The organism is Stappia stellulata DSM 5886 (assembly GCF_000423705.1).
GTDB classification, from domain to species: domain Bacteria; phylum Pseudomonadota; class Alphaproteobacteria; order Rhizobiales; family Stappiaceae; genus Stappia; species Stappia stellulata.
In genome coordinates, this window is sequence record NZ_AUIM01000004.1 from 830,455 (window position 1) to 846,929 (window position 16,475).

The 16,475-nt window shown below is 64.1% G+C and carries 16 protein-coding genes; 7 read left to right on the forward strand and 9 right to left on the reverse strand.

Annotation, left to right across the window (positions count from 1 at the left end; genetic code table 11):
- Window positions 1–211: 211 nt before the first annotated feature.
- Together fabG and fabD are read right to left on the reverse strand one after the other, a co-directional pair.
- A complete protein-coding gene (gene fabG / locus G572_RS0104040; protein WP_029057380.1) occupies window positions 212–949 on the reverse strand; it encodes a 3-oxoacyl-[acyl-carrier-protein] reductase in 738 nt (245 codons plus the stop codon).
- 43 nt (window positions 950–992) lie between these two features.
- Window positions 993–1,940, reverse strand: a complete 948-nt coding sequence (gene fabD, locus G572_RS0104045) for an ACP S-malonyltransferase (protein ID WP_029057381.1) — start codon at window positions 1,938–1,940, stop codon at window positions 993–995.
- A 375-nt stretch (window positions 1,941–2,315) separates the two neighbouring features.
- Between fabD and rpsF the strand changes: the two genes are divergently transcribed.
- The 4 genes from rpsF to tyrS all read left to right on the forward strand — a co-directional run bounded on the left by rpsF (window position 2,316) and on the right by tyrS (window position 5,337).
- Window positions 2,316–2,738, forward strand: a complete 423-nt coding sequence (rpsF, locus tag G572_RS0104050) for a 30S ribosomal protein S6 (RefSeq protein ID WP_029057382.1) — start codon at window positions 2,316–2,318, stop codon at window positions 2,736–2,738.
- A gap of 12 nt (window positions 2,739–2,750) precedes the next feature.
- Entirely contained in the window at window positions 2,751–2,999 is a 249-nt protein-coding gene (gene rpsR, locus G572_RS0104055) for a 30S ribosomal protein S18 (RefSeq protein ID WP_029057383.1), read from the forward strand.
- 100 nt (window positions 3,000–3,099) lie between these two features.
- The gene (gene rplI, locus G572_RS0104060; protein WP_029057384.1) at window positions 3,100–3,711 is read left to right on the forward strand and encodes a 50S ribosomal protein L9; all 612 of its coding nucleotides are present in this window, start codon (window positions 3,100–3,102) and stop codon (window positions 3,709–3,711) included.
- Between the two features lie 372 nt (window positions 3,712–4,083).
- Window positions 4,084–5,337 carry a tyrosine--tRNA ligase gene (tyrS, locus tag G572_RS0104065; protein WP_029057385.1) on the forward strand — a complete coding sequence of 418 codons (1,254 nt, stop codon included), beginning with the start codon at window positions 4,084–4,086 and terminating at the stop codon, window positions 5,335–5,337.
- 87 nt (window positions 5,338–5,424) lie between these two features.
- On the opposite strand, the gene rarD is transcribed toward tyrS, so the two are convergent.
- The 5 genes from rarD to cysS all read right to left on the reverse strand — a co-directional run bounded on the left by rarD (window position 5,425) and on the right by cysS (window position 11,752).
- Window positions 5,425–6,354, reverse strand: a complete 930-nt coding sequence (gene rarD / locus G572_RS0104070) for an EamA family transporter RarD (protein WP_029057386.1) — start codon at window positions 6,352–6,354, stop codon at window positions 5,425–5,427.
- Window positions 6,355–6,381: 27 nt separating this feature from the next.
- The gene (gene cimA, locus G572_RS0104075) at window positions 6,382–7,974 is read right to left on the reverse strand and encodes a citramalate synthase (RefSeq protein WP_029057387.1); all 1,593 of its coding nucleotides are present in this window, start codon (window positions 7,972–7,974) and stop codon (window positions 6,382–6,384) included.
- A 54-nt stretch (window positions 7,975–8,028) separates the two neighbouring features.
- On the reverse strand, window positions 8,029–8,559 hold the full coding sequence (locus tag G572_RS22405) for a GFA family protein (RefSeq protein ID WP_051241565.1): 531 nt from the start codon (window positions 8,557–8,559) through the stop codon (window positions 8,029–8,031).
- Window positions 8,556–8,927, reverse strand: a complete 372-nt coding sequence (locus G572_RS0104085) for an endonuclease domain-containing protein (protein ID WP_029057388.1) — start codon at window positions 8,925–8,927, stop codon at window positions 8,556–8,558. Before G572_RS0104085 ends, G572_RS22405 begins: the two co-directional genes overlap by 4 nt.
- Before the next feature lie 1,331 nt (window positions 8,928–10,258).
- Window positions 10,259–11,752, reverse strand: coding sequence for a cysteine--tRNA ligase (gene cysS / locus G572_RS0104090; RefSeq protein WP_029057389.1), 1,494 nt, complete (start codon window positions 11,750–11,752; stop codon window positions 10,259–10,261).
- A 453-nt stretch (window positions 11,753–12,205) separates the two neighbouring features.
- On the opposite strand from cysS, the gene G572_RS22410 reads away from it, so the two are divergent.
- Window positions 12,206–13,867, forward strand: coding sequence for a L,D-transpeptidase family protein (locus tag G572_RS22410; RefSeq protein ID WP_084649897.1), 1,662 nt, complete (start codon window positions 12,206–12,208; stop codon window positions 13,865–13,867).
- Between the two features lie 563 nt (window positions 13,868–14,430).
- Complete coding sequence (locus G572_RS0104105; RefSeq protein WP_029057391.1) at window positions 14,431–14,772, forward strand: ArsR/SmtB family transcription factor; 342 nt, start codon at window positions 14,431–14,433, stop codon at window positions 14,770–14,772.
- Window positions 14,773–14,830: 58 nt separating this feature from the next.
- Here the strand turns inward: G572_RS0104105 and G572_RS0104110 are convergent, their stop codons facing one another.
- Both G572_RS0104110 and G572_RS0104115 read right to left on the reverse strand, forming a co-directional pair.
- Window positions 14,831–15,298, reverse strand: coding sequence for a CreA family protein (locus G572_RS0104110; RefSeq protein WP_245566157.1), 468 nt, complete (start codon window positions 15,296–15,298; stop codon window positions 14,831–14,833).
- A 104-nt stretch (window positions 15,299–15,402) separates the two neighbouring features.
- Window positions 15,403–15,759, reverse strand: a complete 357-nt coding sequence (locus tag G572_RS0104115; RefSeq protein WP_029057393.1) for a hypothetical protein — start codon at window positions 15,757–15,759, stop codon at window positions 15,403–15,405.
- Window positions 15,760–15,953: 194 nt separating this feature from the next.
- Between G572_RS0104115 and G572_RS22415 the strand changes: the two genes are divergently transcribed.
- The gene (locus G572_RS22415) at window positions 15,954–16,421 is read left to right on the forward strand and encodes a MarR family winged helix-turn-helix transcriptional regulator (RefSeq protein WP_037545266.1); all 468 of its coding nucleotides are present in this window, start codon (window positions 15,954–15,956) and stop codon (window positions 16,419–16,421) included.
- Window positions 16,422–16,475 lie beyond the last annotated feature (54 nt).

Consider the following 16,475-nt stretch of genomic DNA (forward strand, 5'->3'; position numbering starts at 1 on the left):
TCTTCGGAACGCGGTGAATGGGGTACCAGCCCGCACCAGGCCCGGATAGGTTGTTTTCCCCCGCCGGACCGGCCACGCCCGAGCGCCGAACCTTCGTGAACGGGTCTGCTGGCCGGCGGGTTCGTAACACACTTTCCAGGGCTTGACCAGTCGCGGGAAAGCCCTTCGAAACACAGGGGGAAAGGCCGCGCCAGTCGCGGCATTTCCCTTTTTAAATCATGGCCATACCGCCATTCACGTGAAGCGTCTCGCCGGTGACATAACCGGCTTCGTCGCTTGCCAGATAGAGCGCCGCGGCGGCGATTTCATCCGCCCGCCCCAGCCGGCCGGCGGGAACCGATCCGAGGATCGATTCCTTCTGCTTGTCGTTCAGGGCGTCCGTCATCGGCGTCTCGATGAAACCGGGCGCGATGGTGTTCACGGTCACGTTGCGGGCCGCGACCTCGCGCGCCAGCGACTTGGCCATCCCGATCATGCCGGCCTTGGCGGCCGCGTAATTGGCCTGGCCGGCATTGCCGGTCACGCCGACCACCGAGGCAATGCCGATGATGCGGCCGGACCGGCGCTTCATCATTCCCTTGACGGCGGCGCGGCACAAGCGGAATCCGGCGGTAAGATTGACCTCCAGCACCTGGTCCCATTCCTCATCCTTCATGCGCATGAAGATGTTGTCGCGGGTGATGCCGGCATTGTTGATCAGGATGTCGACCTGGCCCATCGCGCTTTCGGCCGCCGGCACCAGGGCGTCCACGGCCTCGCGGTCGGACAGATTCGCCGGAACGACATGCACGCGATCGCCAAGCTCGGCCGCAAGCGCCTCGAGCTTCTCGGCACGCGTTCCCGACAGCGCGACCGTGGCGCCATTGGCATGAAGGGCACGGGCGATGGCCGCACCAAGCCCGCCGGTGGCGCCGGTCACGAGAGCGGTTTTCGAAGTCAGATCGAACATACGCACGAAATCCTCAAATCGGTGGTCTGAAAAACACACTGTGTCAGCTGGACTGCAAACGGTCCATCAGCGTGTCGATGTCGGCAGCCGTATTGACCGGCGACCCGGTCATGTCCTTGGAAATGCGCTTGACCATTCCGCTCAGCACCTTGCCCGTGCCGATCTCGAAGGCCGTGTCGACACCGGCGCCCGCCATCCAGGAAACGGATTCGCGCCAGCGCACGGTTCCCGTCACCTGCTCGACGAGCCGCTGGCGAATGTCGGCGGGGTCGCTGATCGGAGCCGCAAGCACATTGGCAACAAGCGGCACTGCCGGCGTCTTCATTTCCACGGCCGCGAGGGCCTCGGCCATGACGTTAGCGGCCGGCGCCATCAGCGCGCAATGGAACGGCGCACTGACCGGCAGCAACACCGCGCGCCGCGCGCCATGGGCCTTGGCGATCTCGATGGCGCGTTCCACGGCGGCCCTGTGGCCGGAGACCACGACCTGACCCGGCGCATTGTCGTTGGCCGCCTGGCAGATCTCGCCGCCGGCCGCCTCGCGGGCGACCTCGACGGCGGCGTCGAAATCGAGCCCGAGCAGCGCCGCCATGGCGCCCTCGCCCACCGGGACCGCCTTTTGCATCGCGTCGCCGCGAATCCGCAAGAGACGCGCGGCATCTGCAACGCTCAAAGCACCGGCCGCGGCAAGCGCGGAGTATTCACCAAGCGAATGACCGGCGACGAACGCGACGGACGCCTTCAGATCGAGACCGCGCGACTCGATAACACGCATCGTGGCAAGGCTCACCGCCATCAGCGCCGGCTGCGCGTTGGCCGTCAGCGTGAGATCGCTTTCCGGGCCGTTCCACATGGTTTCGCTGAGCTTCTCGCCGAGCGCCTCGTCGACTTCCTGAAAGACGGCCCGCGCCTCGGCAAACTGCTCCGCCAGGTCGCGGCCCATGCCGACCGCCTGGCTTCCCTGTCCGGGGAACGTGAAAGCGATGCTCATCGCGCTGTCTCCACCTTCTAATGTGCGACGCTTGGGGACTGCATCTCCGGCGCCACCTTGTGAGTTGGCCGCAAAGAGACGCTCACCCACCTTTCTGTCAAGGTCGCTTGCGAAAAAAACAGTGCCCGTTTGTCGGCCCGGCTTGCACATGGACCCAACTGGTGTATAAGCGCCACTTCGTTCGGAACTCTGGCCGGGGGCTGAACGGAAGACCGGTTGTCACATGGAATTCCCTTGGACAATCGGCAGGACGGCGAAAGCGTCCGCCTTCCCGTGTCTCCGCCTTCGAAGTTGCTTCGATTTGCCTTTCTTGAAGGCTCGAAGAGGCTTAGCGCCGTGTTCCGGGGTTTATGAACCTGAAGAAAGGCACAATCCATGCCGCTTTACGAGCATGTGTTCCTGGCTCGCCAGGACGTCTCGGCCCAGCAGGTCGAGCAGATGGTCGAGCAGTACAAGGCTTTGATCGCAGAATACGAAGGCAGCGTCGGCAAGGTCGAGGCCTGGGGCCTGCGCACCCTGACCTATCGCGTCAAGAAGAACCGCAAGGCGCATTACACGCTGATGAACCTCGATGCATCGCCTGCGGCGGTCGCGGAAATGGAACGTCAGATGCGTCTGAACGAGGACGTCCTGCGCTTTTTGACCATCAAGGTCGACGAGCACGAGGACGAGCCCTCCGCAATGATGCAGAAGCGCGACCGCGACGACCGTCGTGGCGGACGCGGCGGACGCGGTGACCGTGATCGCGGCGACCGTGGTGACCGTGGCGATCGCGGCCCCCGCCGCAACGACGACTAAGGAGAGAACGCAATGGTTGATATCGCTCAGCTCCCGACGCGGCGTCCTTTCTTCCGCCGTCGCAAGACCTGCCCGTTCTCCGGTGCCAACGCACCGAAGATCGATTACAAGGACATCCGTCTGCTTCAGCGCTACATCTCGGAGCGCGGCAAGATCGTTCCGAGCCGCATCACCGCGGTGTCGGCGAAGAAGCAGCGCGAACTCGCCCGCGCCATCAAGCGTGCGCGCTTCCTCGGGCTCCTGCCCTTCGTGATCAAGTAAGATCGCGAACACCTGCAATCGGCTGGGGTCGACCCGTTTCTGACGGGGGCCCCTAACCGCACCGCCAGACGGTGCGGGACAGACGACAAGGATATACGACATGCAAGTCATTCTTCTGGAGCGCGTCGCCAAGCTTGGCCAGATGGGCGAAACGGTGAGGGTCAAGGACGGGTTCGCCCGTAACTACCTTCTGCCGCAGGGCAAGGCCCTTCGTGCCAACAAGGCCAACATGCAGCGCTTCGAAAACGAGCGCGCGCAGCTCGAGGCCCGCAACCTGGAACGCAAGGCCGAGGCCGAAAGCGTCGCCAAGTCCCTCGACGGCACGACGTTCATCGCGATCCGCCAGGCTGGCGAAACCGGTCAGCTCTACGGGTCGGTCTCGACCCGCGACATCGCCGACGCCATGACCGACGGCGGCTTCTCCGCGTCGCGCGCCCAGGTGCGCCTCGACAAGCCGATCAAGACCATCGGCGTGCACAACGTCGTGATCGTTCTCCACCCCGAAGTGGAGGTCGAGATCAGCCTCAACATCGCCCGTTCCAACGATGAAGCCGAGCGCCAGGCGCGCGGTGAAGATCTGACGTCGCGCGACTTCGACACCTTCGAGTTCGAAGAAGAGGAAGACGAGGACGCCGAAGGCGAGACCGAAGGCGAAGACGAAGACGAGGCGGACGCCTCCGCAGAGGGCGAGGCGGAAGAGGAAACCCTCTGACGCCTCTTGGCCTCACCGCCAGACTTTCGAGAAGGCCCCGCCAATGCGGGGCCTTTTTGCATTTGGCCTACCCGCCTTGCCCGTCACCGGCGCGTCATGCGGCGTTGGTAGAAACGGCTCGATGTCGACGCGACCTGCGCCCGACCTCGACCCGCAAACTTTCGCGGCCGGTTTTCCGGCCGCTTTTTTTGTTCTGACGCCAGTGCATGGCAGCACCTCTGCCCGAACAGGCAATTCCCCCGTGATCTCGCCGACAACTTCGGTTATGAGGGTCGGGCCTGCGCGGCCCCGCCCGGGTCCCGCAAGGCGTGGCGCCTGCGCGCGTCGCGACACGGGCAGCCACAGCCAACCCCACAACGGACGAACAGACAAATGACCGTTTTCAAATCGGAGTTCTTGAAGACCCTCAGCGATCGGGGCTTCATCCATCAGATCTCGAACCCCCAGGGGCTCGACGATCTGTATCGGTCCGAGACGGTCACCGCCTATATCGGCTTCGACTGCACGGCCAAGAGCCTGCATGTCGGGTCGCTCGTCCAGATCATGATGCTGCACTGGATGCAGAAAACCGGGCACCGCCCCATCGCACTGATGGGCAGCGGCACCACGCGGATTGGCGATCCCTCCTTCCGCGACGATGCCCGCCCGCTGCTGGACGATGCCCAGATCGAGGCAAACAAGGACGGCATCCGCAAGGTCTTCGATTGCTTCCTGTCCTTCGGCGACGGCCCCAGGGACGCGGTGATGATGGACAACGCCGACTGGCTGATGGGCCTGCAGTATGTCGACTTCCTCCGCGAGGTCGGGCGGCATTTCTCGGTCAACCAGATGATCCAGCGCGACGCGGTGCGCATGCGCCTGGAACGCGAACAGCATCTGTCGTTCCTAGAATTCAACTACATGCTGCTCCAGGGCTACGACTTCGTCGAGCTCTTCCGCCGCACCGGATGCCGCGTCCAGATGGGCGGTTCCGACCAATGGGGCAACATCCTCTCCGGCGTGGATCTCGGCCGGCGGATGGAAGAGGTCGAGCTTTTCGCACTGACGACGCCCCTGCTCACCACCGCCTCGGGCGCCAAGATGGGCAAGACCGCCTCGGGCGCTGTCTGGCTCAACCCGGACATGCTGTCGGCCTATGACTACTGGCAGTTCTGGCGCAACACCGAGGACGGCGACGTGGAACGCTTCCTCAAGCTGTTCACGACCTTGCCGCTCGACGAGGTCGCCCGTCTCGCCGCACTTGGCGGCTCGGAAATCAACGAGGCCAAGAAGGTGCTGGCGACCGAGGCAACCGCAATGGCGCACGGCCGCGAGGCGGCAGAGGCAGCCGGCGACACCGCGCGCCGGGCGTTCGAGGAAGGCGCGATGGCCGGCGGCCTGCCGACGGTGGAGGTGCCGCGCGCCGATCTGGCGGACGGCATCGGCTTGCTCGCCGCCTTCGTCACGGCCGGGCTTTGCGCCTCCAACGGCGAGGCCCGCCGTCAGGTCAAGGGCGGCGGCACCCGCGTGAACGATCAGGTCGAGGGCGACGAAAAGCGCGTGCTCGGCGAGGCGGACCTGCTGGAGGATGGCGTGATCAAGCTGTCGCTCGGCAAGAAGCGCCACGTGCTGCTGAAGGCCGTCTGAAAGGCGGCAATCAGAATTGAATGAGATTGCGGGCGCGAGGACCCTCCTCGCGCCCGTTCTCCTTTCCGCAAGATGACCGCCGCCGGCCTATGCAGCGCCGCCACGCGGACGCCTCTCCCGGCGATAGAACATGTCGGTGGTGAAGATCGCGAGCGATATCCAGATGAGCCCGAAGGTCGCAAAGAGCATCGGATCGACGTCTTCGCCATAGATGAAGACCGCGAGGATCAGCTGCAGGGTCGGCGCCATGTATTGCAACAACCCGATCATCGACAACGGCAACCGGCGCGCGCCGGCAGCAAACAGCGCGAGCGGAAAGGCGGTCACGATGCCGGTTCCCGCCAGGAGGAGCAGAAGGCCCGGATTGTCCAGCGGGAAGACATAATGCCCTTCCCAGACGCCGGAATATAGCAGGTAGCCAAGAGCAAGCGGAGCAAGCAGGATCGATTCCACCATGAGGCCCGGCGAGGCCCCCACCACCACCATCTTGCGCAGATAACCGTAGGTGGCAAAGGTGAAGGCAAGGCCCACCGAGACCCAGGGAAAGGCGTCGAGCGCCACCGCCTGGATCGCCACGGCGAGCGCGGCGATGGCAATGGCCACCGCCTGCCAGCGGCTGAGCTTTTCCTTCAGGACGATCAGGCCGATGGCAACCGAAACCAGCGGATTGGCGAAATAGCCGAAACTCACCTCGAGGATGCGGTTGTCGGCAACCGCCCAGATGAAGATCAGCCAGTTCAGGGAAATGATCGCAGCCGACAGGGCGAGCATGGGCAGGCGCTTGCGGTCGAAAAGTGCGTCGCGCACCTCCCCCATGCGGCCGCGCAGGGTCAGGAAAATACCGAGAAACACCACCGACCAGAGAATGCGATGCGCGACGACCACGTCGGCCCCGACCGCCGAGGTCCACTTGTAATAGACGGGAAGAACGCCCCACAAAACATAAGCGGTGAACGCGAATATCAGACCGAGGCGGCGTTCGGCATCTTCCGCCTCACTCGTGTGAGGAAGGCTCATAATGGTGACCTGTGGCGGCGCCGGCGGTCAGCCCGCCGACTTGAGGAGCGTAAAGGTGTGGGAATCGAGCAGCGCCTGGAACGACGCGTCGACGATATTGCTTGAAACCCCGATCGTGAACCAGCGCTTGTGGGTGCGACGGTTCTGGCTTTCGATCAGGACGCGCGTGACCGCGCCTGTACCACCATTGAGGATACGCACCTTGAAATCAATCAATTCCATCTCGTCGATGCGATCCTGGAAACGCCCCAGGTCCTTGCGCAGCGCATTGTCGAGCGCGTTGACGGGACCGTTTCCTTCCGCCACCGACATGCGTGCATCGCCGTCGACATCGATTTTCACCACCGCCTCCGACACGGTGACGAGTTCGCCGAGCGCATTGTGGCGACGCTCGACCATCACGCGGAAGGACTTCACGTCGAAATACTTCGGCACCTCGCCGAGCCGGCGACGGGCGAGCAATTCGAAGGACGCATCCGCCGCCTCATAGGCATAGCCTTGCGCCTCGCGTTCCTTGACGTCGTTCAGGAGCGCGTCGAGCCTCGGATCCGCCTTGTCGACGGAGATCCCCAGCCGCTTGAGTTCGCCCAGCAGGTTGGACTTCCCCGCCTGGTCGGACACAAGGACCCGGCGCCGGTTGCCGACGCTTTCCGGCGGCACATGCTCGTAGGTCTCCGGCTCCTTGAGGATCGCCGAGGCATGGATGCCCGCCTTGGTGGCGAAGGCATTGGCCCCGACATAGGGCGCGTGACGGTCCGGCGAGCGGTTGATGATTTCGTCGAAGGCGCGAGAGATCGCCGTGATTTCGGCCAGCGCATCGCTCGTCACGCCCAGCTCGAAGGCTTCCCGGTACGGCGCCTTCAGCATCAGGGTCGGCACGAGGGTGATGAGATTGGCGTTGCCGCAGCGCTCGCCGATGCCGTTCAGCGTGCCCTGGATCTGCCGCACGCCGGCATCGACGGCGGCCAGCGTGTTGGCAACCGCATGGCCCGTGTCGTCATGAGCGTGGATGCCGAGGTTTTCGCCCGGAACGACCTCGCGCACCCTGGCGACGATCTCGCGGATTTCCGACGGCAACGTGCCGCCATTGGTGTCGCAGAGAACCACCCAGCGCGCGCCGGCCTCATAGGCTGTACGGGCGCAAGCGAGCGCATAGTCGGGATTGGCCTTGTAGCCGTCGAAGAAATGCTCGCAGTCGATCAATGATTCGCGCCCCGAGGCCCGCACCGCCTCCACACTCTCGCGGATCGACACGAGGTTGTCCTCGTTGGAGCAGCCGAGCGCCACCTTGACGTGATAGTCCCAGGCCTTGGCAACGAGACAGACCGCATCGGCCTTTGAGCCGAGCACCAGCTGGAGCCCGGGGTCATTGGCAGCCGAACGCCCGGCGCGTTTGGTCATGCCGAAGGCGGTGAAGGTGGCCGACCGCGTACGCTTCTCTGCGAAAAAGGCCGTATCGGTCGGGTTTGCACCGGGATAGCCGCCTTCCACATAGTCGACCCCGAGCCGCTCCAGCAGTTCGGAAATCACGATCTTCTCCTCCACCGAGAAATCGATGCCCGCCGTCTGCGCACCGTCGCGCAGGGTGGTGTCGAAGAGGGTGAGGCGTTCGCGTGTCATGTCTTCATGTCCTTGGGGCCGCCGGTCGTTCATCGGGACCGGTCTTTTGTGGGGTCAGTCGTTGGAGGACGGGCCGGACTTCGGCCAGGTATCGCCCGCCCATTCCTCGGGCGGCCAACTGTTCGTGTCGCGGTCGGGGTGCTGACGGCTGACGATGGTCTCGAGAAAGGCGGCAGCCGCGAGATCGTCCAGCGTCTCGCGCGCCGGAAGGTCGCCGAGCGTGTCGACATAGGCAAGCTTGGCTTCGACGCCATACTGGATCGTCGGCGGGATCGCGTCGGGATGGTCGAAAGCACCGATCGCAAGCGCCACCGACCCGTCCGGCTCCTCATAGGTCAGCGGGGTGCCGCAGGTTTCGCAAAACCCGCGCGCCACGTGATTGGAGGAGCGAAACCGGGCCGGCGCCCCGCCGCGCGTCCACGCGAGCGCGCCCTTGGGAACGGCGACGAGCGCGCCGAAGAACCCGCCGAACGCCTTCTGGCACATGCGGCAATGGCAGATCGAGGCCGTCCCCAGCGGTCCGCTCACCCGAAAGCGCAGCGCGCCGCACTGGCAGCCGCCGGTGTGGATCTCGGACGTGCTCATGCCGGGTCTCCTGTCGCGCAGGTGTCCAGGATCTTTCGGCAGACGCCGTCAAGCTCGTCGAGCACATCCCGGTTCCAGAAGCGCAAGACCGTCCAGCCAAGCTCAGCAAGCCGCGCGTCCCGCAGGCGGTCGGCATCAAGGCCAGCCGCCTCTCCATGCTGCGACCCGTCGAGTTCGACGATGAGTTTGTGTGACGGCGCGGCAAAATCGACGATGTAGCCGGCAATCGGCATCTGCCGGCGAAACGCGATGCCGTCGAGCCTGTGGCCCCGGAGCACGGCCCACAGCTTCTTCTCCGCCGGGGTCATCGTCTTGCGAAGAGATCTCGCGTTCGCGCGCAGGGACCTTGAAACGTCACGATGAGGCATGCCTGCATCCCCCGAGTATGGACTACTCTCCAAAAGCCATCCTCGACCGCGGTTTGACACACCGCCACGCCCCACGCGCCCCTCTCCCCCCCTGAGGGGGAGATGTCTCCGAAGGAGACAGAGGGGGGTGACGGAGGTCGCCCCCGAACTCCCTCCGTGCGGAGAGGCTCCATACCCCCCTCTGTCGGCAAAGGCCGACATCTCCCCCTCAGGGGGGGAGACGAGAGAGCGGGTCAATCGCTGAGGCAAAGCTGCCAGCGCCGTCGGAAACGGCTGATTTCGACACCAATCAGAATTGAGACCACGACGCCTCGACGACACCGCAACACCCGATCCACGGCCACGCCCCACGCGCCCCTCTCCCCCCCTGAGGGGGAGATGTCTCCGAAGGAGACAGAGGGGGGCAACGGAGACCGCCTTCAAGCTCGGTCCATGCGGAAAGGCTGCATCCCCCCCTCTGTCGGCAAATGCCGACATCTCCCCCTCAGGGGGGGAGACGGGAGAGCGGGGCTGTCGCTGAGGTAAAGAGACTGAGGCTTTTGAACTGGGCTGAGTCTGCGCAAAACCGCCGAGCGGTCGCCACGATGCCACTGCCCGACCCGATCCACGGCCACGCCCCGCGCGCCTCTCTCCCCCCTGGAGGGGGAGATGTCTCCGAAGGAGACAGAGGGGGGCAACGAAGCCGGCCCCCGACCTCCCTCCGTGCGGAAAGGCTCCATCCCCCCCTCTGTCGGCAAATGCCGACATCTCCCCCTCAGGGGGGGAGAGTGGAGAGCGGGTCAATCGCTGAGGCAAAGAGACTGAGGCTTTTGAACTGGGCTGAGTCTGCGCAAAACCGCCGAGCGGTCGCCACGCTGGCACCGCCCGACCCATCGCACGATGCCACCCCGCGCGCCTCTCTCCCCCCTTGAGGGGGAGATGTCTCCGAAGGAGACAGAGGGGGGCAACGGAGGTCACTCCCGACCTCCCTCCGTGCGGAGAGGCTCCATACCCCCCTTTGTCGGCAAATGCCGACATCTCCCCCTCAGGGGGGGAGACGGGAGAGCGGGGAAGTCGCACAGGCAAAGCTGCCAGCGCCGTCGCGCGGCTCAAGTTCACCGGGTCGACGACATCGACCCTGCCGTTGGGCGCAGCACCCAGCCGACCCGATCCACGGCCACGCCCCACGCGCCCCTCTCCCCCCCTGAGGGGGAGATGTCTGCGAAGGAGACAGAGGGGGGCAACGAAGCCCGCCACCGACCTCCCTCCGTGCGGAGAGGCTCCATCCCCCCCTCTGTCGGCAAAGGCCGACATCTCCCCCTCACGGGGGGAGACGGGAGAGCGGGGCGGTGTCACGGCCTAACCTCACAAGTCGTGACGCGCATGCCGGTCTCAGGGTCCTTGCCGTCCTTGAGCTGGATCCCCGCCTTATCAAGTTCCTCGCGAATGCTGTCAGCCTCGATGAACTTCTGTTTCATGAGGTCCTTGTCGCCAGCCAATTTTGCCACGTCTGCCTCACGCAGGACTTCGAGACGTTCGTCGACGCGTTTTTGGTGAGCAGCGGAGACCTTGTTTTGAGGTTCCATAGACAACCCCAGTAATTCTGCACTTCCTTTCAGCCAAGCTGCGGCTAGCTCAGGCGAAGGATTGTCGGATGCAGCCTCGCCACCACGCTGATATTCAGCTCCGGTCCCTCGCGCATATCCGGCAAACACCGTCAGAAGATTCAAAGCCTCAGGAGTGTTCAGATCATCCGCCAGCTTGCCAATGAAGCGCTCGGAGTGTTTGGCCTCGACAGATACAAGCGTTTTGTCTTCAAACACACGACGCCATCCGGCCAATCTGCGCTCAGCCTCTTCCAGCCGCTTGACGGAGAAATCGATCGGCTCGCGGTAGTGGGTCATCAGCATGGCGAGACGCAGCACCTCGCCGGGCCATTTCCGCCCGCCGAATTTCTCGCTCGCCAAAAGATCATGGATGGTGACGAAGTTGCCCTCCGATTTGGACATCTTCTTCCCCTCCACCTGGACGAAGCCGTTGTGGAGCCAGACGCTCGCCATCCTGTCCGTGTCATGGGCGCAGCAGGACTGGGCGATCTCGTTCTCGTGGTGCGGGAAAATCAGGTCCAGCCCGCCGCCATGAATGTCGAAGGTCGCGCCCAGATGCGCCTCGCTCATCACCGAGCATTCGATGTGCCAGCCCGGCCGCCCCCGGCCCCAGGGGCTGTCCCAGCCGGGTTCCTCGTCGGAGGAGAGCTTCCACAGCACGAAGTCGCCGGGGTTCTTCTTGTGGCCTTCGACGGCAATGCGCGCGCCGGCCTTCTGGTCTTCCAGGTTGCGCCGTGACAGCCCCCCATAGGCCGGCATCGAGGCAACGTCGAAAAGCACCTCGCCCTCCGCCACATAGGCGTTGCCCTTGGCGATCAGCGTCTCGATCATCGCGATCATGCCGGGGATATGCTGGGTCGCGCGCGGTTCCACGCTCGGCGCGAGGCAGCCGAGCGCCTTCACGTCGGCATGAAACTGGTCGGCGGTCTTCTGCGTGACGCGGGCAATGGCGTCGTTGAGCGGCAAGTCGGGATAGTCGCGCAGGGCGCGCGCGTTGATCTTGTCGTCGACGTCGGTGATGTTGCGCACATAGGTGACATGCTCCATGCCGTAGAGATGGCGCAGCAGGCGATAGAGCACGTCGAAAACGATCACTGGCCGGGCATTGCCGATATGGGCGAAGTCATAGACCGTCGGCCCGCAGACATACATGCGCACGTTCGACGGATCTTCCGGCACGAAGATGTCCTTCGAACGCGTCAAGGTATTGGTGAGCTTCAAAGGATGCTGGGAATGCATGATCGGTCGTCTCCTGGCCGTCTGGCCGGGGCGTCCGTCTCATCTCCGGTGTGGAGGAGCATCGAGCATGAGGGGAACGGCCACAGCCAGCGTTGTCGCTAGCTGCAAATAATGAGGATCGAAATCAGGGTCCGCTTGGCCGTTGTCATGAAACGTGTTCTGACCCGTTTGCCCGGCGTGGTCAAGTCCGCAGTCCTGCCGTGCGCCCCGAAAACGCGGTCTCCGCCGGATTTTCCCGGCCGCACAGCGAAGCCTCGTTCCCGGCCCAAAGCTTGTGTAAGATCGTGCAAGCGGTGGCGAACAGGAGGAAGACCCATGCGCATGGACACGACCACGAAATTGTTTTCGCGCCCGTCGCCGCCATTTGTCCGCCCTCTTAGAAAAACGCGGCGACCGGGGATCGCAGGCCTTCTCCTCGCGGTCCTGCTCGCCCTGCCCGGCTTCGGACCCGCCATGGCGCAAAGCGCCTCCGGAGAGGCCCGGCCGGCCACCGCCACCGGCGCCCCGCCGGCCGGTGGCGCGCTTGCGCCCGCACCCGACCCCTCCACGCTTCTGCCGCGCGATCCTTTGGCGATGGCGATTGCCCGGGAACTGTCCACCGCCGACACCTTGATGCTGGATGCCGCCTTCAACGCCGGCAGCGAGGACGAACTTCAGCTAGGGGTGCAGTCCTTCTACGAAAGCCGCCTCTTTCAGCCGCTCTGGGTCTCCGAAGACGGACTGAACACGCATGGCGAACTCCTGCTGAAAGCCTTCGAGGCGGCGCGCGCCCATGCGCTCGACCCGGCCTCCTATGATCCCGACCGGCTTTTCCAGATCGCCTTCAACGCCACCGGAACGAACGAACTGGCAGCTGTCGAGGTGGCGCTGTCCAACAGCTACATCACCTATGCCAACGACATGGTCGCCGGTCGCGTCAAACCGAACGACGTGAATCCATCGCTCAAGCTTTTCCCGCAAACCCCTGATCCGGAAGCCCTTCTGGATCTGGTGGAGCAGAGCGAGGACTTCGCCCTCACCCTGGACGCCCTGTCGCCGAACACGTCCAACTACGCGCGGCTCAAGGCGGGCCTCGCCTCCTATCGCGCAAAGGCGGCAGCGGGCGGCTTCACCTCCGTTCCCGCCGGCGACACGCTGAAACCCGGCATGAGCGATCCGCGTCTCGCGGTGTTGCGCGAACGCCTGGCGCAGCAGGATCTCTTCACCGCCGGCAGCCATGCCGGCGACGTCTACGATGGCGCCCTCGTCGCGGCGGTCGAACTGTTCCAGGAGCGGCACGGCCTGACCGTCGACGGCATCATCGGCAAGAACACGCTTGCGGAAATCAACGTCCCCATCGAAACCCGCATTGAGCAGATGGAGCTCAATATGGAGCGCCGCCGCTGGATGCCGGACGATCTCGGCGCCCGCTATGTCTTCGTCAATCTCGCCGACCAGAACCTGAAGGTCGTGAAGGCCGACAAGACCGTCCACACCGCGCGCGTCGTCGTCGGCAAGCCCTATCATGCAACGCCGGTGTTTTCCGACCAGATCACCTACGCTGAGGTGAACCCCTACTGGACGGTGCCCTATTCCATCGCCACCAGGGAATACCTGCCGCAGCTGCAACGCAATCCGGGCACGCTCCAGTCGAAGAACATCCGCATCTTCTCGGGCAATCGCGAAATCGACCCCTATGCGGTCAACTGGCAGGCCTACGGGCGGGGGAATTTCCCCTTCACGCTGCGCCAGGACCCCGGCAATGGCAACGCGCTTGGCCGCATCAAGTTCATGTTTCCCAACAAATTCAGTATCTACATTCACGACACGCCATCGAAATCGCTGTTTTCCCGGTCGCAACGCTCGTTCAGCCACGGCTGCATCCGCACGGAAAATCCCTTCGATCTCGGCGAGGTGCTCTTGGGCGACGACGGCTGGACGAAGGCGAAACTGCTGTCGGTCAGGTCGGCGGGCAAACGACGGGTCATCAAGCTGAAAGACCCGGTCCCGGTTCATCTCACCTATCTGACCGCCTGGGTGAACAAGGACGGGTCGACCCATTTCCGCCGCGACATCTACGACCGCGACAAGGTCCTGAAAAAAGCGATTGCCGCACTGGCGCCGGTGAAACTCTGACCATCGAACGAGCAGAAAAACGCTTGCGAAACAATGAGATGAGCCAGGTTTCCGACTCAGATCTTCAAGGCAGCGGTTCGTATGGCATGCCGGGACGGCCTGGGCGTTAAGGAAGCTGAACCGGACATAAACGGTGCTCTCAGGGCCGGTTCACGGCGCGAATGGCAAGATCCCTTCATGATCAAGTCCTGCGTATCGGAGCCCGTCATGTTCGCAAACGCCCGCCTCCTCCTCTCCCAGACACTGACAGCAAGCCTGTTCGGCGCGATTCTTCTCATCCCCGTCGCGGTTTTCGTTCTTTCCGGGGAGCGCGGAGAGACAGCCCGCCTGGCGTCCACAAACGCCTGCGAGTTTTCTGCCGGCGGTTGCCAGGGCGCATCACACTGGCGCGAAAGCCGTTTCCCGATCAGGTGAACGCTTGCACCCGCTCCCCGGTTGAATTCTAATGCGCCTGCGATTTGCACGCCCGCGAGAAAGCCACATTCCCGCGCGAGGCTTCACGAAAGCCATATCCGGGCCGAAAAAACCACAGGGACCGCGCAGGCTGCAGCGGAAGGACAACGATGATCAACGCGCTTCAGGAAAAGGCCGAAGATGCGGCCGGGTTTCTCAAGATGCTAGCCTCCGGCCCTCGCCTCATGCTGCTGTGCCACATGGCAAACGGCGAGACCAACGTCGGCCAGCTCGCAGAAATGACCGGAATGCGCATGCCGACGGTCTCACAGCAACTCGCCCTGCTGCGGGCGCAGGGACTTGTCCGCACCCGGCGCGAGGGAACCACGATCTATTACAGCCTGGACAGCGAGATCGCGCAGGACGTGCTGGCCCTCCTGCAGAAACATTTCTGCCCGCCGGAATCCGGCGCAGCCCCCGTCAAGGAGCGCGAAAGCGAACACGCCGGCTAACCGGAGGCTTGATGCGTAGACCGCTTGCCCGGCGCGCAATGACCGCAACGGCGCCAGCTCAGTTCTCGAGCCATTCGGCGCAGCGTGCCGCCTCGGCATCTCCCCAGGGCATGATCGGAACGGTCGAGGTCGAATTCTTGGGGCTGCCCTCGATGATCTTGTCGGAATAAACCAGATAGACCAGAACGTTCCGCTTGGCATCGCAACCGCGAACGATCCGCATCTTCTTGAACAGGAACGAGCGTCGCTGGCGGAACACCTCATCGCCCTGCTCGAATTTTTCCGTAAAGGTGACCGGCCCGACCTGGCGGCACGACAGCGAGATGTCGGACACCTCCTCGGCCACGCCGAGCCATCCCGACACGCCGCCCTTTTCCGGCACCGTGAAATGGCAGGCAACGCCCTTCACCAACGGATCGTCGACGGCATAGGTGGCAAGCTTGTGGTCCGGCGTGAGCAGTTTCCAGACGGTCGATTTCTTGAAAATCAGATCCGGCTCTTCCTGCGCGGACGCGACGGGTGTCATTACGAGGGCGGTCGCAAGACCGAGGGCCGTCACCAGGGCAAGGGGGCGCATTCGCGTTTCTCCAGATCTGTTTTCGGTGTTCACCCGATATGGGGGGAAGGACCTCACAACACCACCCCCACGAGGCGGGCAAGGACCAGCATCGGTGCCGGCGAGCCAAGCAAAACAAGCGTTGCGAGGCTGAGAGCTCCGAGACCGATGACAACGCCCTGGAGGCGGGCCTGCCCCTCCCTGCGTGCCATGCGCCAGAGCCCGAGGTGAAGCCCGACAATCAGGACGGCGAACAGACCGGACAGCGCAAGCACCGAAAGGGAGACGGCGGACGGCTCGCCGCCCGGCCCTGTCTGGAGAAAAAGCGCCGGCAAATACGCTGCCGCGACCGGCAGCACGAGCACATGCGTCAGCACCGTCCAGACGAAGGCGACGCTTTGCGGCGGGGAGGCAGGTTTTTGCGTCGACATGGCCGAAATGAAGATCCGTTGTGGCTGCGGGCATTTCGTGGTGCCACGCGCGTCCGCAAGAGGCAAGTGTCCGCACCGCCGCAGCCCTGCCTCTTCCCTCGAGCGGCGCAAACTGGTTACAATTGCAAGGATACCCGTGCAGATTGTATATTCCTGATGGGCCGCTTTGGGGCCCGCCCCACTGGATTGGCCTCATGACGTCATCTTTGCCGCCGCTCGAGCTTGAAAGTTTCCTCCCCTATCGCCTTAACGTCCTGGCCGAGACCGTGAGCCAGTCGCTCGCCGGCGTCTACCGCCGCCGCTACGGCATCACGGTTCCGGAATGGCGGTTGATCGCGACGCTCGGGCAATTCGGCACTGTCACGGCCAAGGGCATCGGCCATCACAGCCGCATGCACAAGACCAAGGTCTCGCGCGCCGCCGCAACGCTCGAGGCGCGGGCTTTGATCCGCCGCGAACCCAACAGCCAGGACATGCGCGAAAGCTTCCTCGCGCTCACAGAGGACGGGCGCGCGATCTACGAGACCCTCGCCCCGCAGGCGCGCGACTTCGCCCAGGCCCTCGTCGCCGGATTTTCCTCATCCGAACGCGCGGCGCTCGACGGCTTGCTGGAACGCCTGATGCTGCGGGCCCAGGAGCTTACGAACGAAATGGCCGAGTAGACAGCGCTCCCGCGGGATCCAGGTTTCCGGATTCGGACACGTTGCGCCTGCGCG